This window comes from Mycobacterium sp. pW045 (assembly GCF_041287085.1).
GTDB classification, from domain to species: domain Bacteria; phylum Actinomycetota; class Actinomycetes; order Mycobacteriales; family Mycobacteriaceae; genus Mycobacterium; species Mycobacterium algericum_A.
The window spans coordinates 86,158-106,462 of the sequence record NZ_JBGGKU010000012.1 but is presented as its reverse complement, the minus strand read 5'-3'; the positions used below and the strand labels follow the sequence as shown (position 1 = coordinate 106,462).

General features: G+C 67.7%; 11 protein-coding genes. 3 read left to right on the top strand and 8 right to left on the bottom strand.

All coding sequences use genetic code 11. The features are described 5' to 3' along the window. Window positions 1-41 precede the first annotated feature (41 nt). Entirely contained in the window at window positions 42-3,314 is a 3,273-nt protein-coding gene (locus ACAG20_RS18630) for an arabinosyltransferase domain-containing protein (RefSeq protein ID WP_370493630.1), read from the top strand. Further along, entirely contained in the window at window positions 3,311-6,469 is a 3,159-nt protein-coding gene (locus tag ACAG20_RS18625) for an arabinosyltransferase domain-containing protein (protein WP_370493629.1), read from the top strand. The genes ACAG20_RS18630 and ACAG20_RS18625 overlap by 4 nt, the downstream gene beginning before the upstream one ends. A gap of 90 nt (window positions 6,470-6,559) precedes the next feature. On the opposite strand, the gene ACAG20_RS18620 is transcribed toward ACAG20_RS18625, so the two are convergent. From ACAG20_RS18620 to ACAG20_RS18605, 4 genes are read right to left on the bottom strand one after another with little or no spacing between them, the layout of a single operon-like run. Continuing rightward, window positions 6,560-6,859, bottom strand: a complete 300-nt coding sequence (locus ACAG20_RS18620) for a cytochrome C oxidase subunit IV family protein (RefSeq protein ID WP_370493661.1) — start codon at window positions 6,857-6,859, stop codon at window positions 6,560-6,562. Window positions 6,860-6,861: 2 nt separating this feature from the next. Continuing rightward, a complete protein-coding gene (locus ACAG20_RS18615) occupies window positions 6,862-7,437 on the bottom strand; it encodes a cytochrome c oxidase subunit 3 (RefSeq protein WP_370493628.1) in 576 nt (191 codons plus the stop codon). Between the two features lie 20 nt (window positions 7,438-7,457). Next, entirely contained in the window at window positions 7,458-8,207 is a 750-nt protein-coding gene (locus ACAG20_RS18610; RefSeq protein ID WP_370493627.1) for a hypothetical protein, read from the bottom strand. Beyond that, entirely contained in the window at window positions 8,204-8,962 is a 759-nt protein-coding gene (locus ACAG20_RS18605; protein ID WP_370493626.1) for a hypothetical protein, read from the bottom strand. The genes ACAG20_RS18610 and ACAG20_RS18605 overlap by 4 nt, the downstream gene beginning before the upstream one ends. Before the next feature lie 216 nt (window positions 8,963-9,178). Here ACAG20_RS18605 and ACAG20_RS18600 point away from each other — a divergent pair, with 216 nt between their 5' ends. Continuing rightward, entirely contained in the window at window positions 9,179-9,787 is a 609-nt protein-coding gene (locus ACAG20_RS18600; protein WP_370493625.1) for a TetR family transcriptional regulator, read from the top strand. Here the strand turns inward: ACAG20_RS18600 and ACAG20_RS18595 are convergent. From ACAG20_RS18595 to pks13, 4 genes are all read right to left on the bottom strand, one after another. Continuing rightward, the gene (locus tag ACAG20_RS18595; protein WP_370493624.1) at window positions 9,777-11,405 is read right to left on the bottom strand and encodes an MFS transporter; all 1,629 of its coding nucleotides are present in this window, start codon (window positions 11,403-11,405) and stop codon (window positions 9,777-9,779) included. The genes ACAG20_RS18600 and ACAG20_RS18595 overlap by 11 nt on opposite strands. A gap of 290 nt (window positions 11,406-11,695) precedes the next feature. Then, the gene (locus ACAG20_RS18590) at window positions 11,696-12,838 is read right to left on the bottom strand and encodes a PE-PPE domain-containing protein (protein WP_370493623.1); all 1,143 of its coding nucleotides are present in this window, start codon (window positions 12,836-12,838) and stop codon (window positions 11,696-11,698) included. A 522-nt stretch (window positions 12,839-13,360) separates the two neighbouring features. Then, the gene (locus ACAG20_RS18585) at window positions 13,361-14,962 is read right to left on the bottom strand and encodes an acyl-CoA carboxylase subunit beta (RefSeq protein ID WP_112687219.1); all 1,602 of its coding nucleotides are present in this window, start codon (window positions 14,960-14,962) and stop codon (window positions 13,361-13,363) included. Between the two features lie 6 nt (window positions 14,963-14,968). Continuing rightward, window positions 14,969-20,305 (bottom strand): polyketide synthase Pks13, encoded by a 5,337-nt coding sequence (pks13, locus tag ACAG20_RS18580; protein WP_370493660.1) that lies wholly within the window; start codon window positions 20,303-20,305, stop codon window positions 14,969-14,971.

Genomic DNA, 20,305 nt, shown 5'->3' with positions numbered 1-20,305 from the left:
GGTCCCGGCTTCGGGACCCCGGTCGCATAACATCGAGGCTCGTGTCCTCCCCCCACGACCAGCCCCGCTATCGACTCGCCCGGCTGATCGCGGTGGTCGCCGGCATCGCCGGCGTGTTGCTGTGCGGCATCACGCCGCTGCTACCGGCCCGACAGACCACCGCCACCATCGCCTGGCCACAGGGCGTCGACGCGCAAGGCCACGTCACCGACGTCACCGCCCCGCTGGTCTCCGGAGCACCGCGCGGCCTGGACATCACCATTCCCTGCTCGGCCATCGCCACGCTGCCCGCCAACGGCGGCCTGGTGCTGTCCACCGTGCCGGCAGGCGGCGTCGATGCCACCGCGCACGGCCTGTTCGTTCGTGCCAACAAGACCACCGTATTCGCCGCCTACCGCGATCATGTGGCCGCGGCCGCCCCCCGCGACAAGATCGCCGAGTGCAGCCAACTGCGCCTGTGGGCCAACCCCGGTGACGTCGGCGCCGAATTCGTCGGCATACCGGGCGCGTCCGGCAGCCTGCCCCCCGAAAACAAACCGCAGATCGGCGGCATCTTCACCGAGCTCAAAATCGGCCCGGAGCCCGGCTTGAGCGCGCACATCGCCGTCGACACCCGCTTCATCACCAACCCGACGACGCTCAAGGCCGCCGTGATGGCCCTGGGTGTGCTGGCGGTGCTGGCGTCGATCATCGCGCTGGCGGTCTTGGACCGCCGCCACACCCACCGCACCCCGCGCAGCTGGCGGCACTGGTTCAAGGCCAACCCGATAACTTGGCTGGCCGACGTCGGCGTGCTGGGCATTCTGGCGCTGTGGCACGTCATCGGCGCGATTTCCAGCGATGACGGCTACAACCTGACGATGGCGCGCAATGTCGCGCACGCCGGATACGTCGCCAACTACTACCGATTCTTCGGCGCCAGCGAGGCCCCCTTCGACTGGTATCCGGCGCTGCTGGGGCAACTGAGCAGCATCAGCACCGCCGGGGTGTGGATGCGACTGCCCGCCACGCTGGCCGGCATGGCCTGCTGGCTGATCATCAGCCGACGGATTCTGCCGCGGCTGGGCCGACTGTCGGGCAACCGGATCGCGGTGTTCACCGCCGCGATGATGTTCGCCGCGGCCTGGCTGCCGTTCAACAACGGCCTGCGCCCCGAACCGCTGATCGCGCTGGGCACCCTGGTGGTCTGGGTACTGGTGGAACACACCATCGCCACCCGCCGGCTGCTGCCGACCGCATGCGCGATCCTGGTGGCCGTCTTCACCGTCACGCTGGCCCCGCACGGGCTGATCGCGCTGGCTCCGCTGCTGACCGGCTCCCGCAAGATCGAAGCCGTCATCCGAACCCGTCGCCTCACCGACGGCCTCCTAGCCCCGCTGGCGGTGCTGGCCGCGGCCGCCTCCACCATCGCCGTGGTGGTGTGCCGGTCGCAGACGCTGGCCGCGGTCGCCGAGTCCGCCCGCATCAAATACGTGGTCGGGCCGACGATCGCCTGGTATCAGGAGTTCCTGCGCTACTACTTCTTAACCGTCGAGGAGAACGTCGACGCCTCGATGACCCGCCGGTTCGCCGTGCTGGTGCTGCTGTTCTGCATGTTCGCCATGCTGGTGATCCTGCTGCGGCGCGGCCGGATCGCCGGGGTGGCCAGCGGGCCCGCCTGGCGGCTGATCGGGACCACGGCGGTGGGCCTGCTGCTGTTGACGTTCACCCCGACCAAGTGGGCGGTGCAGTTCGGCGGGTTCGCCGGGCTGGCCGGGGCACTGGCCGCGGTCACCGCCTTCACCTTCGCCCGCGTGGGGCTGCACAGCCGACGCAACATGACGCTTTATGTAACCGCGCTGCTGTTCCTGGTCGCCTGGGCGACCTCGGGGGTCAACGGCTGGTTCTACGTCGGCGGCTACGGGGTGCCGTGGTTCGACATCCCGCCGGTGATCGCCAGCCGCCCGGTGACGTCGATGTTCCTGGCGGCCTCGATCGCCACCGGCCTGCTGGCCGGCTGGCAGCACTTCCGGCTGGACTACGCCGGCCACACCCAGGTCACCGCCACCCGGCGCAACCGGATCCTGGCGTCGACGCCGCTGCTGGTCGTCGCGACCCTGATGGTGCTGCTGATGGTCGGCTCGATGGCCAAGGCCGCCGCCGGCCGCTACCCGGCCTACACCACCGCGCGGGCCAACGCCGACGCCCTACTGTCCGGCCTGTCGTCCTGCGGGATGGCCGACGACGTGCTGGCCGAGCCCGATACCAATGCCGGTCTGCTGCAACCGATCCCGGGACAACGCTACGGCGAGCTGGGCCCGCTCGGCGGCGCCGACCCGTATGGTTTCGACCCCAACGCCGTCGACGACGACCTGACCTCGCTGGCGGTGATCGCCAAGCCCGGGGTGCCCAACGCCGACGCCTCCCCCAACAAGCCCAGCGCCAACCAGAGCGACGCCGCGGGCACCGCCGGCGGCAAGATTCCCGACGACGCCCCCGACGGGGTGAACGGTTCCCGGGTGGCGCTGCCGTTCGGGCTGGACCCGGCCGTCACACCGGTGCTCGGGTCGTACAAGGAGCAGGTGGCCGCACACGCCACCTCGGTCTGGTACCGGCTGCCCGAACACGGAAGCGGCACCGATCGGGCTCCCATTGTTGTGGTCAGCGCCGCCGGCGCCATCTGGTCGCACGGCGAGGACGGCAAGCTCGACTACGGCCAGCCGCTGAAACTGGAATGGGGTATCACCGGACCGGACGGCAGCGTCACATCCGCCGGCGAGGTGGAGCCCATCGACATCGGGCCGCAGAACTCCTGGCGAAACCTGCGTTTCCCGCTGGCCTGGGCGCCGCCGGGCACCGATACCGTGCGGATCGTCGCCAATGACCCCAACCTGTCCACCGAGCAGTGGATCGCGTTCACCCCGCCGCGGGTACCGGTGGTGCAGACCATCACTGAGCTGATGGGATCGCAGACCCCGGTGCTGATGGACATCGCGGTCGCGGCGAACTTCCCCTGCCAGCGGCCGTTCACCCAACACCTCGGCATCGCCGAGCTGCCGCAGTACCGGATCATGCCCGATCACAAGCAGACCGCGGCGTCATCGAACCTGTGGCAGTCCGCCGAAGACGGCGGGCCGTTCATGATCACCCAGGCGATGCTGTGGACCACCACCGTGCCGACCTACCTGCGTGACGACTGGTATCGCGACTGGGGTGCGGTGGAGGCCTACCACCGGCTGATCCCGGCCAAGGACGCGCCCGATGCCGTCATCGACCAGGGCACCATGACCGTTACCGGCTGGAGCCGGCCCGGACCGATTCGAGCACTGCCATGAGTATTCGAACCACGCGCCTGGTAGCGATCATCGCCGGCCTGGTCGGCTTCCTGCTGTCGGTGGCCACCCCGCTGCTGCCGGTGGTGCAGACCACCGCGACGCTGAACTGGCCGCAGCACGGCGAGTTGCACAGCGTCACCGCGCCATTGATCTCCCAGACCCCGATCTCGATGTCGGTGAAAGCGCCGTGTGCATTGGTCCGTGAGCTGCCCGCCGAGGGCGGCACGCTGGTGTCGACCGCACCGGCCAAGGGCAAGGACGCCGCCCTCAACGGGCTGTTCATCACCGTCACCGAGAAGCGGGTCGATGTCACCGACCGCAACGTGGTGCTGGCCACCGCGCCGCGAGCCAAAGTGGAAGGCCCCGGCTGCACCGACATCGAGGTCACGTCGTCGCACGACGGCACCTTCGCCACCATCGGCGGGGTCACACAACGCTACGGCTGGCCGGACCCGAACCTGCGCCCGCAGATCGTCGGGGTGTTCTCCGACCTGAGCGGCCCGGCGCCGGAAGGCCTTTCGCTGACCGCTGAGATCGACACCCGGTTCTCCACCCAGCCAACGGCTTTGAAGCGGGCCGCGATCTTCGCGGCGATCCTGGCCACCGTGATCGCGGTGCTGGCGCTGTGGCGGCTCGACCGGCTCGACGGCCGCCGGATGCACCGGTTGATCCCGTCGCGGTGGCGGTTCTTCTCGCTGGCCGACGTCGCGGTGGTGCTCGGCTTCGTGGTCTGGTACGTGATCGGGGCGAACTCGTCCGACGACGGCTACATCCTCGGCATGGCCCGGGTGGCCGATCACGCCGGCTACATGAGCAACTACTTCCGCTGGTTCGGCAGCCCGGAGGACCCGTTCGGCTGGTACTACAACCTGCTGGCAATCATGACGCACGTCTCCGACGCCAGCATCTGGATCCGATTGCCGGATCTGGTGGCCGGGTTGGTGTGCTGGCTGCTGCTCAGCCGCGAGGTGCTGCCCCGGTTCGGTCCGGCGGTGGCCGCCAGCAAGCCCGCGCTGTGGGCGGCCGGGATGGTGCTGCTGGCCGCGTGGATGCCGTTCAACAACGGCCTGCGGCCCGAGGGGATCATCGCGGTCGGCGCGCTGATCACCTGGGTGCTGGTGGAGCGGGCGATCATCTCCGGCCGGCTGACCCCGGCGGCGCTGGCGATCATCTGCGCGGCGTTCACGCTGGGCATCCAGCCGACCGGGCTGATCGCGGTGGCGGCATTGCTGGCCGGTGGGCGGCCGCTGCTGCGCATCCTGGTGCGCCGGGACCGGATTCACGGCACCTGGGCGCTGGTGGCCCCGCTGCTGGCCGCCGGCGCGGTGATTTTGACCGTGGTCTTCGCCGACCAGACGATTCGGGCGGTGTTGGAAGCCACCAGGATTCGCACCGCGATCGGGCCCAGCCAGGCCTGGTACACCGAGAACCTGCGCTACTACTATCTGGTTTTGCCGACCGTCGACGGTTCGCTGTCACGACGGTTCGGGTTCCTGATCTGTGCGCTGTGCCTGTTCACCGCGATGTTCATCATGTTGCGGCGCAAGCGGATCGCCGGGGTGGCCAGCGGGCCGGTGTGGCGGCTGATGGGCGTCATCCTGGCGACGATGTTCTCGCTGATGTTCGCCCCCACCAAGTGGGTGCACCACTTCGGGCTGTTCGCCGCGGTGGCCGGCGCGATGGCCGCGTTGACGACCGTGCTGGTATCCCGGCAGGTGGTGCGCTGGTCGCGTAACCGGATGGCGTTCGCCGCGGCGGTGCTGTTCGTGCTGGCGCTGTGTTTCGCCACCACCAACGGCTGGTGGTACGTCTCGAGCTACGGGGTGCCGTTCAACGCCGACATGCCGCGCATCGGTGGCGTCACCGTCAGCACGATCTTCTTCGCGCTGTTCGCTATCACGGCGGGGTGGGCGGCCTGGCTGCACTTCGCGCCCCGCGACCGCGGCGAGGGCCGCGTGGCTCGGGCCTTGACAGCCGCCCCGGTGCCGGTGGCGGCCGGCTTCATGGTGTGCGTGTTCGTGGCCTCGATGGCGATCGGCATCGTCCGCGAATACCCGAGCTACTCCAACGGTCTGGCCAACGTGCGGGCCTTCGTGGGCGGCTGCGGGCAGGCCGACAACGTGCTGGTCGAGCCCGACCCCAATGACGGTGCGCTGACCCCGCTGCCGGGAATGTACGGCGAACTGGGCCCGCTGGGCGGTGTCGACCCGGTCGGGTTCACCGCCAGCGGGGTGCCGGAGAAGATCGTGGCCGAGTCGCTGCGGATGAGCATCACCCAGCCCGGCACCGACTACGACTGGGACGCCCCGAAGAAGCTGATCACGGCAGGCATCAACGGCTCGACCGTCCCGCTGCCCTACGGTCTGGACCCGGCGCGGATCCCGCTGGCCGGCAGCTACTCGACCGACGGCCAGCAGGAGTCCAAGCTGACGTCGGCGTGGTACGCCCTGCCGCCGGCCGATGACGCGCATCCGCTGCTGGCGGTGACCGCAGCGGGCACCATCGCCGGCAACAGCGTGCTCAAGGGCTACACCACCGGCCAGGACGTGCAACTCGAATACGGGCTGCCCGGGCCGGACGGCACCGTGGTACCCGGCGGGCGGCTGGTGCCCTACGACCTGTTCGGCGAATGGCCGCGGATGTGGCGCAACCTGCGCTACCCGCGCAAGCAGATTCCGGCCGACGCGGTCGCGGTTCGCATTGTGGCCGTGGACAAGTCGCTGAACCCGCGGGACTGGATCGCGTTCACCCCGCCGCGGCTGCCGGAGGTGAAGACCATCCAGGAGTACATCGGCTCCGAGCAGCCGGTGCTGCTGGACTGGGCCGTGGGCCTGGCGTTCCCGTGTCAGCACCCGATGCTGCACGCCAACGGTGTCACCGAGGTACCCAAGTACCGGATCACCCCGGACTACAACGCCAAGAAGCAGGACACCGACACCTGGCAGGACGGGGTCAACGGCGGATTGCTCGGCATCTCCGACATGCTGCTGCGGGCACACGTGATGGCGACCTATCTCAACCACGACTGGGGCCGCGATTGGGGCTCGCTGCGCAAGTTCGAGGAAGTGGTGCCGGCCTCGCCGGCCGAGTTGGAGCTGGGCAGCGCTACCCGCAGTGGCTGGTGGACACCGGGTGAAATCCGCATCAAGGCCTGAGTTCCCCCTTTGGCGCGAGCGTGCGTGTTTGCCCAGCGACACGCCGGTTTTGGCGTACGACTGCGCACGCTCACGCCCGCGACGGAGGGCTCAGAACAGGTAAATCACGAAGACCGTAGCGATCAACGCGGCCAGCCAGCCGTCGGTGGCGTACCGCAGCCAGCGCGGCGCGGTGTGGACCTCCATGAAGTGGCCGATGATCATGCGCGACTTGACGAACGCCAGCGCCAGCACCAGCGCCGTCACCGGCACACTGGCCTGCGCGGTGTGTGTCAGGTGCGCCGGCGCCAGGGTCCACGACCCGATGGTGATCGCCACCAGCACGACCCATACCCAGGTCAACGACCGCTCGGTCTCGTGCCGATGTTCGCGATAGCCGAAAACCGTCATGCTCACCTCATCACATAGAGCAGGCCAAAGATGATGACCCACAACAGATCCACCATGTGCCAGTAAATCGCTGCCGACTCGACCACCGCGGGCCGGCGCCGGCTCGGGTTGCCCAGCTCTCGGACGACGACGCCGAGTGCGATCAGTCCGATCAGCACGTGAACCAGGTGCACTCCGGTGATCACGTAGTAGAACGAGAAGAACAGGTCGGAGTTGGTTTGCCCGGCACTGATTTTGGCGGCCCATTCGTAGCTTTTCAGCACCACGAACAACACCCCGCCGGCTGCCCCCAGATAGACGAACCGCACCGCCGAGCCGTGGTTTCCGGCCCTGGCGGCCAGCACACTGCGGGCCACGAACCAGGAACTGGTCAGCAGCACCACGGTGTTGATCACGCCGATGTTGACGTTGAGATGTTGTTGGGCCGCAAGGAACTCAGCCGCATTCATGGTCCGATAGACCATGAAGATGATGAAGTAGCCGGTGAAGATGACCAGATCGCCGAGCACCATCACCCAGATGTGGCCGTCACCGGGCAGTCGTATCCGTGGTGCGGTGGGAACCTCAAGTTGCAGCATCAGAGTTGTCCTTCCGGCCCTCAGTCCAGGCCTGGCGAGTCGACCGGTTCAGCTATGGTGGCCTGGCGGAGGACGAAGATCAGCGCACCCAGCCACACCGAGAACACCACGACCGCCCACCAGAGGCTGAGCACGCCATTCCATGCGAGCGGCCCGGAGTAGAACAGGAAGAACTGGGTGGCGATGACCTCGGTGATGACCTGCCAAACCGTCACGTAGCCAAACCATTTCGGAAAAACGTTGTTCTTGTCGTACAGGACCGCGATGGCCAGCACCACGTAGGCGGTGGTGAAGCAACCCAGCGACCCGTTGTAGGACAGATTGCCCAGATCGTAGAGCCAGCCGATCAGTTCCGGATCACGATCGGGCCGAAACGTCGCAGTCAGATAACAGACGCCGACCAGCAAGAACCCGGGCAGCGCACCGACGCTCATGCCGCCGATGTAGCCGTAGGCGAACACCGACCCTACCGACATCCGTTTCATGTGGTACATGACCAGGCCGTTGGTCAGCGGAGCACCGCCCAGCAGGATCAGCAGCAGGACGAACCCGATCTGGATGGTCAGTTGATGTTCGGTGAAGAACGCGACCTTCCCCGCCGTCGTGACATCCGGCCGCGGTGGCGGTGTCACCCGGGTCAACACGCAGATGATGATGCCGAAGACGGTGTACCAGACCGGGAAGAACCAGGTCAAAAAGCGCACATCGGGTTTGCCGGCCGGGGCGCCCGCCGCGGTGACGACATACCGGTCTGGGGTCAGCAGATTCACCCGGCCACCACTTCGTCGACAACGCCATCTGCAACGGCCTGGCGCAGCACCGCACGACGCAGCACGAAGAACATCACCACCACGAACGCCGCGAACGCCCCGTTGCGCAGCCAGAACGACAGCAGCCCATCCCAGGCCAACGGACCGGTCTGCCAGACCGCCGCGCCTGCTGCCGGGATCATCGCCAGACCGGTTGCCAGCGAATAGGGGCCGACCCAGCGGGGGAACACCGGATCCGGCCCGTCGTCGAAGTGGACCGCGGCGGCCAGCAGCAGGAATTGCGCCAACACCATGCCGATCGGTGCGATGAACACAATCCAGGCCAAGTCGTTGAGGAGCAATGTCAGCTCGGGGTTGCGGTCCGGGCGGAATGCCGCGACCAGGAAGAAGACGTTGGACAGCGCAAAGATGGTGGCGCCGCTGACGATCGCCGTCAAGTAGCAGTAGGCGAAGATGTGGCTCTGCGTTGTCATGCGCTTCATCTGGACGACGATCACCATGAAGAACGGCAGCAGCATGATCCCGCACAGGTTGAACGTGATCTGGCTGAACCGGATCCAGTCGGTGTGCTCGGTATAGAACCGTGCAACCTGCTCGGCGGTCATGGTCGGCGACATCGGCGGAAAGAAGCCGGGGAACGCCAGCAAGGCCACCACCAGCACGGCACCGACCGCCGGTCCGGTCCACAGGCTGACCCACTGGGCCTTGATATTGCCTGCGCTGGGCAGGTCTTGGACTTCCTCGAGAATCTGCACCGAACCCCTCCGAGATGACTTGAGTCAGCATTGGTGCCGCTGCTGCTGGCCTGCAGCCCGCCGCACTCCGCCGTAGTACACGTTGCAGCACCGGCCTTAACGTCCTCCGTACCGTAGCGGGCCTGGCCGCGGTTGCCAAGCGTAATTCTGATTCAAGTCAGTTACCGGTGGTCTAGACTCGACCGAACCAGTTCGCCGAAGCCGGAGTTGACCGCAGTGCCGAATTCAAAGACCGACAACCGGGGCCGCAAGGGTCTGCAGACCCGCGAGCGGTTACTCGGCGCGGCGCTCGCCGAGTTCAAACGCGCCGGCATGGCCGCCGCTGACATCGGCGCCGTCGTCGCGGCGGCGGGCGTCGCCCACGGCACGTTCTTCTTCCACTTCCCCACCAAGGAACACGTCCTGCTGGAGCTGGAGCACCGCGAGGAGGTGCGCATGGCCGGGGAACTCACCCGCTTCTTCAGCCGCGACCACGACGTACGGGCCACCCTCGCGCAGATCGTCCACGTGCTGGAGAAGCTAGAACGCCGGCTCGGCGGTCACCTGTTCAAAGACCTGCTGGTGCTGCACTTCTCGCCCACCCGACCGCCAACCGAGGTGTGGCCCACCCACCCGGTCATCGTCGCGGTCATCGAGGAACTGCAGCGGGCCCGCGACCGAGGCGAGATCCCGGCCGACGTCGACGTCATGCACAACGGCATCTCGTTTCTGGTCGGCCTTTACGCCCTGCTCATCACCATCCCCGACGCCAAACAAATGCGGGCGCCGGTGATCGAGGAGTACCTGACCACCTACCTGTACGGCATGCGAGTGATCACACCCTGATCCGCGGGCCGCTCACCCCGGCGAGCTGCGGGACGCCCCGGTAGCCGGCGGGTGTCCGCTGCCGCGGCCGGAGGTACTTGTCGACTGCCCACACCTCGTCGAACGCCGGGTTTCGGCGCGCACGGGCCGATTCCTCCGCGGTCAGCACCGACAACTCGCGCTCGAGCTCGCCCGGCACACCCGGCACGCCCGTACCGCGCAGCGAGTATCCGAGCGTTTCCGGCAGGAACCGCAGCACGACGAGCCCGATCAGCGCAGCAAATACCAGGTAGGCGGCCGGAAAGAGTTGCCACCCGGTGCGTTCGATCACCGAGTCGGCCAATACCGGTGCGGTGCCGCCGAACACCGCGACCGCGGCGTTGTCGGCGATCGCGAACCCTGCGTAACGCACCTGGGTGGGGAACAACGCCGGGAACGTCGCCGACACCGTTGCCAGGGGCGCGGCGAACAGCACACTGAGCACCGTGAAACCCACCAGCGCGAAGGCGAACCCGTGTCCCATCAGCCAGTACATCGGCAGCGCCAGCACGGCGAACCCCAGCAGCGACGCTCGCCACAGCGGTTTTCGTCCGACCCGGTCCGACCAGGCGCCGGCGAACGGGATGCAGGCCATCGTCGCCAACTGCCCGATCAGCACCACGGTGGTCCGGCTGCGCTCGTCGAGTCCGGCCGTCGCGTGCAGGTAGGTCGGCTGATACGTCACCAGGGTGTAGTCGATGATGTTCAGCACGACGAACAACGCGAACGTCACCAGGATCGGCCTGGTGTAGTTGGTCAGCAGGTCCACCAGGCGCTCCCAGGCCGAGCCGGTGATCTCCTCGCAGGCAACGCATTCGGTGAACACCGGCGTCTCTTCCATCCTGCTGCGCAGCACCAGGCCGACCACGCCCAGCGGCAGGGCCAACAGGAAGGGGATCCGCCAACCCCAGGCGACCATCTGCTCATGGGTGAACATCGCCTCGAGCGCGAGCACGACCGCGCTGCCGAACACGAAACCCGCCACCGCACCGAATTCCAGGAAACTGCCATAGGTACCGCGCTTGGCATCCGGTGCGCTTTCGGCCATGAACGTTGCAGCGCCACCGTATTCGCCGCCGGTCGAGAACCCCTGCACGACGCGCAGCGCGATCAGCAGGCCCGGCGCCCACCAACCGGCGGTGGCATAGGTCGGCAGCACGCCGATCAGGGTGGTCGCCACCGCGATCAACAGAACGGTCGCAACCAGCACCGACTTTCTGCCGAACCGGTCACCGATCGGACCCCAGACCATGCCACCTAGCGGCCGCAGCACGAACGAGATCGCGAAGCCGAGCATGGTGCCCAGATTGCCCAGCGTGTCCGGGAAGAATGCTCCGGTGAGATAGGTCGCCACGACGGCGTAGACCCCGTAGTCGTACCACTCGGTGGCGTTGCCGACCGCCGACGCCACAATCGCCTTGCGCAGCACACGGTTGCGTTCATCGGCAGCGCTGCGGTGTTTTCCGCCGCTTGGCGTCGCGGGCGTCGGCGCAGCAGGCTTCGGCGCCGCCAGCCTTGTCGCCGCAGGCCGTGGCGCCGCAGGCCGTGGCGCCGCGGGCCTTGTCGTCGCGGGCCGCGGCGCCGGCAACAGCAGGCTCATCGCTCTTCGTCGTTAGGACACACGCCATCCCCTTCTCGCACGGGTTCTGTGGGACGATCCGCGCAGCCGGGAATCACCTTGCGGCCCCGACCAATTGGAACCTCGACGATTCGTCCCGCGTGGGATCGCCTGGGGTAAACGATAATTGGTCTGATGCAAAAGTGGCTGGTGTTGCAGAAGCGTTACGCAACACTTATCTGTCCGATACCGGTCATTCACTGCGGCGGGCGCCGCGGTGTGCGCAGCGCGACTCGCAGTGAGCCGGGGCCCAGCTCGCGGCGAAAGAGACCTTAGGAGACGTCCGCCCAGTAAGCCGGGTCGAGGTATTGGCCGACCAGCGATTCCCACATCAGGTTCGTCAAGTTCTCGAGCAGCTCCGGCACCGGACCTCCGCCGAGGCCCATAGCCTCGCCGGCCGCAATCAAATTCGCGAAGGCGGGATCGTCGGCCGGGTCCAGCCACTGATAGGTTGCCGGGTCCATCAAGCCGGCAACGAAGTTGTCCCAGCCGGTCTGCGCCGCCACGGCTAACGCGGCGTTGAACTCCGGCCAGTCGACGTCCTGGGAATCGAGCGAGAACATCGTCGGCTGGTCGGCCGGGCCGTCATACCAGCCGTGTTCGATGTTGCCGTAGCCGAGGTTCACCAGGATCCGCATGGTCGGTTCCAGCAGGTCGTAGAGCGGCTTTCCCAACACGGGCATGAACAGCAGCGGCAACAGCAGCGGGAGGTGCTCGCTGGGAACCATGTAGGAGTTGATCAGGCTGTCGGGACTGGACTCCAGCAGGATCGCCTGCTCAAGCTGCTCGGAAGTCAGTCCGAGGTAGGCCATGTGCTGCGTAGCCATACCCATGATCGCGTTCAGGGTAGCCAGGAAGTTCAGCGGGTAGTGCGGGAAGGCCGCGTAGCCGTCGTACTCCAAGGTGTAGATGTCGGTGGCGTACAGATCGTTGGGCGTCGGGTTGCCCAACGTGACGCCGGAATCTCGCATGGCGTCGTAGAAGTCCTGCATCTCTTCGAAACCGACCAGCAGGCCGCCGTTCGGGTTCGCCGAATCGCCGATCAACACGAAGCGCACGGCGTCAGTCGGCACCCCGGCGTCATAGAGTTGCTGCATGGCCAGCGTGGTCAGCGCGGCGCTCTGCGAGTAGCCGAAGACCGTCACCGGGTTATCGGCGCCGGCCTGCCCGTCCGCGATCAGGCTCTGCACTCTGTCGACCAGAGTCTGCGCGCCCTCGGCCATGGAGTCATCCAGCAAATAGGGTGCCTCCGGCGTGGTCAGTACCTCGAGTTCGCCGGCGAAACCGCGCGGCTGCAAAAAGAGGTCGTTCACGATATCGGCGTACTGCTGGCTCGGGGTCGGGATCATGCTGGGCCCCATGATCAGCGCAATGTTCGAATCCGCGAGTGAATCGGTGCCGGCGGACAGCAGCACGCCGGCCTGAGCGGGCGCCGCCGGCAGCGACGTCAGCTGCGGGGCGCCGGTGAGTCCGGCGACCAAGGTGACGGCGCCCAGCGCGGCTAGCAGGCCTGGTGTGCGGCGCCCGGAGCGTGCCGCGACTGCATCAAACATCCCGACTTCCTCGCCGCGGTCGCACGTCCGCAGATCAACGGACCGTTGTCGACTGGATGATTCCAATCACACTCTGTTATGTCAAATTTAGTATCGTCGGACGATGATTTGCGGCTTGACCAGGCGTTATAACAGCGCGCCGCAGCCGGTCGACACCAAACGCTGAAGGTTAACTTAATGCGTGGACGGCCCGCCGCCCGGTGCAGGCCAGCACAGCGGCGTCATCCATGCGTCGTTGACCCGATGCCGCCCGTGCATCCGCGAAGCAACACCAGCCCGGGCGCGAGCGTGCGCGGATCCGGCCGAGCGCTCGGCGTGTCGGCCGGGGACCCGCACGCTCGCGGCAAGACTGCGCCTAGCAAGACTGCGCCTAGCAAGACTCGCCTAGATGGGCAGCAGGCCGTGCTTGCGCTGCACCTTGCGGGTGTTCTGCTTGTCGGCCAGCAGGCGCAGCGACTTGCGCAGCAGCAGCCGGGTCTCGTGCGGCTGGATCACCCCGTCGATGTAACCGCGCTCGGCGGCCACCCACGGAATCGCCATGTTCTCGTTGTAGCCGGCGATGAAGTCCGCCTTGACCTTCTGCGCCTCCGGCGTGGTGGGGTCCGGGAACCGCTTCATCAGCAGCTGCGCCGCGCCCTCGGCGCCGATCACGGTGATTCGGGCGGTGGGCCAGGCGAAGTTGAGGTCGGCGGAGAGCTGCTTGGAACCCATCACCGCGTAGGCGCCGCCGTAGGACTTGCGAATGGTGATGGTCACCTTCGGCACATCGGCCTCCACCACCGCGTTGAGGAACCGGCCGCCGCGCTTGATGATCCCGCCCTTTTCCTGCTCCACACCGGGCAGGAACCCCGGAGTGTCGACGACGAAGACCAGCGGCAGGTTGTAGGAGTCGCAGAATCGGATGAAGCCGGCCGACTTGTCCGAGGCCTCGTTGTCGATGGCACCGGACATGTACATCGGCTGGTTGGCGATCACCCCGACCGGATGTCCGTCGACCCGGGCGAACGCGGTGATCATCGCCTGGCCGCGTTGCTGACCGACCTCGAAGATGTCGCCGTCGTCGAAGATCCGCAGCAGGATCTCGTGCATGTCGTAGGCGGTGTTGTCGGAGTCGGGCACGATGGCATCCAGCTCCAGGTCGTGCGGGGTGATCTCCGGTTCCAGGCCCGGGTTGACGATCGGCGGGTCGTCAAAGGTGTTCGACGGCAGGAACGACAGGTAGTCCCGGACGTACTGGAACGCCGCCGCCTCGTCCTCGACCACCTGGTGGATGTTGCCGTAGCGGGCCTGCGCGTCGGCGCCGCCCAACTCGTCGAGGGTGACGTCCTCACCGGTGACGTCCTTGATGACGTCCGGACCGGTGACGAACATGTAGCCCTGGTCGCGCACCGCCACCACCAGGTCGGTCTGGATCGGCGAATACACCGCTCCGCCAGCGCATTTGCCCAAGATGATGGAGATCTCCGGCACCAGGCCGCGCAGCAGTTCATGGCGACGGCCCAGCTCGGCGTACCAGGCCAGTGAGGTCACCGCGTCCTGGATGCGGGCGCCGGCGGAGTCGTTGATGCCGATCATCGGGCAGCCGGTCTTGGCGGCCCACTCCATCAGCGCCGCCACCTTGCGGCCGAACATCTCCCCGACCGAGCCCTGGAACACGGTCTGGTCGTGGCTGAACACGCAGACCGGCCGGCCGTTGATCCGGCCGTGGCCGGTCACCACGCCGTCGCCGTAGAGCGCATTCGGGTCGCCGGGGGTCTTGCACAGCGCGCCGATCTCCATAAAGCTGCCCGGGTCCAGCAGCGCATTGATCCGGGCGCGGGCACTGGGGATGCCCTTCTTCTCCCGCTTGGCGACGGCCTTCTCACCGCCGGGCTCCTTGGCGAGCTCCAGCTTCTCGCGGAGCTCAGCCAGCAGTTCGGCGGTGGTCTTGGGCAGGACGGGTGGGAGATCTTCAGGGGGGACGGGTGGCGGGGGTTGGCCGGTCACGCGCGCCTACTTTCCTTCGATGCGGTTGAGCGCCTCGCTCATGTGCGCGCCCACTTTGGCAATGTACGGCTCATCGATGGCCTGAATATGCTCGCCCCCGATCGGCACGATCTCCAGGTCGGAGATGTACTCGCCCCAGCCGCCGTCCGGCTTGCGGGTGGCATACGCGGGCTCGAAGACGATGGCGTCGTCGTGGTAGCGGTCGGCCATGTACAACGTGACGTGCCCGTCGTAGGGCTGGATCTCGATGGTGTCCAGGGCGCGGTTGTCCAGGTACGACGTGCGCTGGTGCTCGATGATGCCGCCCGGGATCTGCACGCCGCTCTGCGCGACGACATCGAGGACGAAGCGCACCTGGCCCTCGTCGTCGAGCTTCTCCAGCTCCTCATAGGGGATCTCGGGCACCTCGACGTTGAAGGTGCGCTCGGCGAAACGGGCGTAGCGGTCCCAACGCGCCCGCATGCCCTCCTTGCTCTGGTCGATCGGCTCGCCGGGCAGCACCAGGTCGATGAGCCCGACGTAGCGCACGTCGGCGCCGGCCCGGGTGAGGCCGATCGCGCAGGCGTAGGCCAGCGCCCCGCCCAGTGACCAGCCGGCCAGCGCGAACGGACCGTCGTGCAACTCCAGCAGCTTGGGCACGTACTCGGCGGCGCGCTCCTCGATGGAGCCTTCCACCCGCTCGATGCCATAGACCGGGGTGTCGGCGGGCAGCCGCTTCATCAGCGGTTCGTAGACCACCGTTGAGCCGCCCGCCGGGTGGAAGACGAACAGCGGCACGGCATTCGAGCCTTCTTTAGGGGCCCGCAGGGTGCGGACGAACCCGTCCACCACCCCTTCTTCGAGGTGGTCGCGGACGATGGTCGCCAGCGCCTCGATGGTGGCGGCCGACTTGACGTCGTCGACGGTGATGATGCCCTCGGCCCGCTCCGACAGCCGTGCGGCGAGCTTCTCGGCCACTTCATCGTCCAGTGCGGGCAGCTCGTTGAAGATACCGCCCGGGGACTTACCGGTGACGATCGCCCAGGTCGCGAACGTGACCCGCTCGGCGGCATCCCGCGGCGGCACGTCGGCGCCCAGCGCCTCGGTCACCGCCTCCTGGGTGAGGACCTTGGCGGCCGCGGCCGCGGCCGTCGCCTTGGCCACACCGCTCGGGCCTTCGGGGTTGGTGGGCGGCGGCGGGATCGGCGCGCCACCCGGGCCCGCCGGATCGGTCGGCGGCGGCGGGATCGGGATGTCCGAGGCAGGCGGCGCGGCATCGGTTTCGGGCTCGGCCTGCGGGTCCGGTGCCGGCGCGGTCACGCTGGACACCGTGGCACCGGAGATGAGCGCGGCCTGCTCGGCGGCGATCTCCTCGGGCGTCAGGGTCTTCTGGTGTTCATGCAGCGCCTGGACCTCGTCGCGGTGCTCGACCGCGTACTTGATCATCTCGGCGACGTTGTAGAGATTGGCGTCGCGGACCGCGGTCAGCTGAATCGGCGGCATATCGAAGTCGTATTCGACCCGGTTCTTGATCCGTACGGCCATCAGCGAATCCAGGCCCAGCTCAATCAGCGGGACCTCCCACGGCAGGTCCTCGGGCTCGTAACCCATTGCCCCGCCGACGATCGCGCCGAGCCGGTCGGCGATGGTCTCGCCGGAATCCGGTGACCACTTGGCGAAGCCGGCGCCCAGGTTCGCGCCCTGGGTGAGGTTGTCATGCAGGATCTCGGCATCGTCGACCTCGGGTTCGGCCGGCGCCGCAACGGATGCTCCGGACCCCTCGGCGGCAATCGCCGTCCCGGCTCCGACCGCCATCGGCAGCGCCACACCGCCCGCACCGCCGCGCGACACCAGCGCGTCGTAGACCAGTGTGAACGACTCACCGATGCGGGAGTGCACCTGCACCGACGCCCCGCCCGGGTGCCGGCTCAACGTCGTCACCAGCCGCGAACCCTCGGCCGGCACCGCACGCTGCTCGGAGGCCACCAGCGTGGCATCCGGAAGCACTGCTGCCGCAGCAGCTTTCACCAGCGCGGCCAGATCGGTCTCACCGCGCGGGGCGAACTCGAACACGTGCCTGCCGTCCGGGGTCGCGATGTGCGAACCGGGCATGACACCGGTGGCGTCACCGGAGAAGCGGGCGTCGAGCCAGTGCGGCTTGCGCTTGAACCGGGTCGGCGGAATGTTGGCGAACTCCTCGGGGCCGACCGGGCCTTGGGTGTGCCGCGGGAACAGCGTGCGGATGTCCAGGTCGTGGCCGTGGACGTAGAGCTGGGCCATCGCCATCGTCATCGAGTCGACCTCGTCGGCCTTGCGAGCCAGGGTGGCGATCAGCTGGGCGTCGGGCAGCCCGGCGTCGGCAGTGGTCAGCCCCACCTGCATCAGCGCCACCGGGTTGGGCGCCAGCTCCAAGAAGGTGGTGTAACCGTTGTCGACGGCGTTGCGCACCCCGTGGGTGAAGTACACCGAGTGGCGCAGGCCCTTCTTCCAGTAGTCGACGTCGTGGATCGGCTCGGCGCCCGGCCGGATATAGCTGCCCTCGTGCACGGTGGAGAAGTAGCCGCAGGCCAGCGGCATCGGCTCGATGCCCTGCAGATCCGCGGTGAATTCGCCCAGCAGCGGGTCCATCTGGGCGGTGTGGCTGGCGCCCTTGGTCGCGAACTTGCGGGCGAAGCGGCCCTCGGCCTCGGCGCGGGCGATGATCGCATCGACCTGCTCGGGCGGTCCGCCGATCACGGTCTGAGTTGGTGCGGCGTAGACGCAGACCTCGAGGTCGGGGAAGTCGGCGAAAACGGTTTTGATCTCCTCGGCGGAGTACTCGACCAGCGCCATCAGCCGGATGTACTCGCCGAACAGCATCGCCTCGCCCTCGCCCATCAACCGGGCGCGCGGCACGATGATCCGGACGGTGTCGCGCAGCGAGAGGCCGCCGGCGAAGTAGGCGGCGCCCGGCTCGCCCAGCGACTGGCCGATCATGGCCCCCGGCGTGGCGCCGTGCGCGCGGAGCAGTTCGCCGAGGGCGATCTGGATCGCGAAGATCACCAGCTGGACCGCTTCGATCGGGTACTCGACGGTGTCGCCGGTGTAGTCCACCGCATCGTCGAGGATCATCTCCAGGATCGAGACGCCGCGTTCGTCCTGGATCAGCGCGTCGACGCGTTCGATCCACTCGGCGAAGATCGGATCCCGCAGATAGAGCTCTTTGCCCATCTTGCGGTGCTGCGCACCGAATCCGGCCAGCACCCACACCGGCCCGTTGGTCACCGGGCCGTCGGCGGAGTAGACGTTGGGCTTCGACTTGCCCTCGGCGACCGCCCGCAGACCGGCGACGGCCTCGTCGTGGTCGTGGGCCAGCACCACCGCGCGAGACCGGCCGTGGTTGCGCCGCGACAGCGCCCGGCCGATCGACTCGAGCGGGGTGGCCCGGCCTTCCTCGCTGTCGATCCAGTCGGCCAACTCCGCAGCGGCGGCCTTCTTGCGTGAGGTCAGGAAGGCCGAAATCGCCAGCGGAATCAGGGGTTTTGCGGGCTCGCGGGCCGCCAGCTCGGCCAGTGCGGCCTCGCGTAGTCGCACCGCCTCCTCGGTCAGCCCGGGCAGCGGGTAGTCCTCGTCGCCGGTCGCGGCCGGCTCGTCGTGGATGAACTCGCCGTACTCGTCGAAGCGGGGCGCCTCGTGCTCGAGCACTGGATCCTGTTCGGTGACCGGCTCTTCGGGCTCGCTGGGAGCTTCCTTTTCGACCACGTCGCGCGGCAGCACCTCGCGCACCACCAGGTGCGCGTTGGCCCCGCCGAACCCGAAGCCGGACACCCCGGCCACCGCGTAACCGCCATAGCGTGGCCAGTCGGTGGCGGTGTCGGCGACCTGCAGGTGGGTGGCGTTGAAGTCGATGTAGGGATTGGGGCCGGCGTAGTTGATCGACGGCGGGATCTTGTCGTGCTGCAACGCAAGCACGATCTTGGCCAGGCTGGCCGCTCCGGCTGCCGACTCCAGGTGTCCCACATTGGATTTCACTGCGCCCAGCAGCGCGGGCTTGTCAGCGGCGCGGCCGCGGCCGACCACCCGGCCCAGCGCCTCGGCCTCGATCGGGTCACCCAGGATGGTGCCGGTGCCGTGCGCCTCGATGTAGTCGACGGTGCGCGGGTCGATGCCGGCGTTCTTATAGGCCTTGCGCAGCACGGCTTCCTGCGCGTCCGGGTTGGGCGCCAACAGCCCATTGGAGCGGCCATCGTGGTTGACCGCGGAGCCGGCGATCACCGCGAGGATCTGGTCGCCATCGCGGCGGGCGTCGTCGACCCGCTTGAGCACCAGCACACCGCCGCCTTCGGCGCGCGAGTAGCCGTCGGCGTCGGAGGAGAACGACTTGATCCGGCCATCGGCGGCCAGCACGCCGCCGACCTCGTCGAAGCCGACCGTCACCAGCGGGGTGACCAGCGCGTTGACGCCGCCGGCCACCACCACGTCGGCCTCGCCGTTGCGCAGCGCCTGCACGCCCTGGTGCACCGCCACCAGCGACGACGAGCAGGCGGTGTCGACGGCCACCGACGGTCCACGGAAGTCGTAGAAGTAGCTGACCCGGTTGGCGATGATGGAGCTGGCGTTACCGGTGATGGCATACGGGTGGGTGATGCTCGGGTCGGACAGCGCCAGGTTCTGGTAGTCGCCGTTGGACGAGCCCATGTACACCCCGACCGCTTCGCCGCGAAGGCTCGACGCCGGGATGCGGGCGTGTTCCAGTGCCTCCCAAGTCAATTCGAGCGCCATCCGCTGCTGCGGGTCGATGTTGTCGGCTTCCATCTTCGACAGTGCGAAGAATTCGGCGTCGAACCCCTTGATGTCGGACAGATAGCCGCCGCGGGTGCGGGCCTTGGCGACCCGCTCGGCGATGCGCGGCTCCGCCAGGAACTCGCCCCAACGGCCTTCGGGCAGGTCGGTGATCGCGTCGAACCCTGCCAGCAGTTTTTCCCAGGTCTCCTCGGGAGAGTTCATGTCGCCCGGGAAGCGGGTGGCCAGACCGACCACGGCGATGTCGTCGACATCGGCCTCACGCGACCAGTCCTCATCGCCGGAATGATCGACGACCACCGGCTCGCCCTCGATGATCACCGTGGCCAGTGCCTCGATCGTCGGGTGCCGGAACGCCACCGTGGCCGACAGGGTCACGCCGGTGAAGTCCTCGATGTCAGAAGCCATCGCCACCGCGTCGCGCGAGGACAACCCGAGTTCGATCAGCGGGGCGGTCTCGTTGATCTTCTCCGGCGGCTGCCCGGTGGCGTTGGCCACCCAGTTGCGCAGCCAGGCCCGCATGTCGGCGACGGACAGGTCGGTGCGGCTGGTGCCGCGCAATGCTGCGTCGTCGCCGGTCAT

Excerpts from the sequence above, each read along its gene's own strand:
- ACAG20_RS18595 (WP_370493624.1), bottom strand. The coding sequence starts at position 11,405 with ATGAGCCTGCTGTTGCCGGCGCCGCGGCCCGCGACGACAAGGCCCGCG.
- pks13 (WP_370493660.1), bottom strand. The coding sequence starts at position 20,305 with ATGACCGGCGACGACGCAGCATTGCGCGGCACCAGCCGCACCGACCTG.
- ACAG20_RS18625 (WP_370493629.1), top strand. The coding sequence starts at position 3,311 with ATGAGTATTCGAACCACGCGCCTGGTAGCGATCATCGCCGGCCTGGTC.
- ACAG20_RS18620 (WP_370493661.1), bottom strand. The coding sequence starts at position 6,859 with ATGACGGTTTTCGGCTATCGCGAACATCGGCACGAGACCGAGCGGTCG.
- ACAG20_RS18615 (WP_370493628.1), bottom strand. The coding sequence starts at position 7,437 with ATGCTGCAACTTGAGGTTCCCACCGCACCACGGATACGACTGCCCGGT.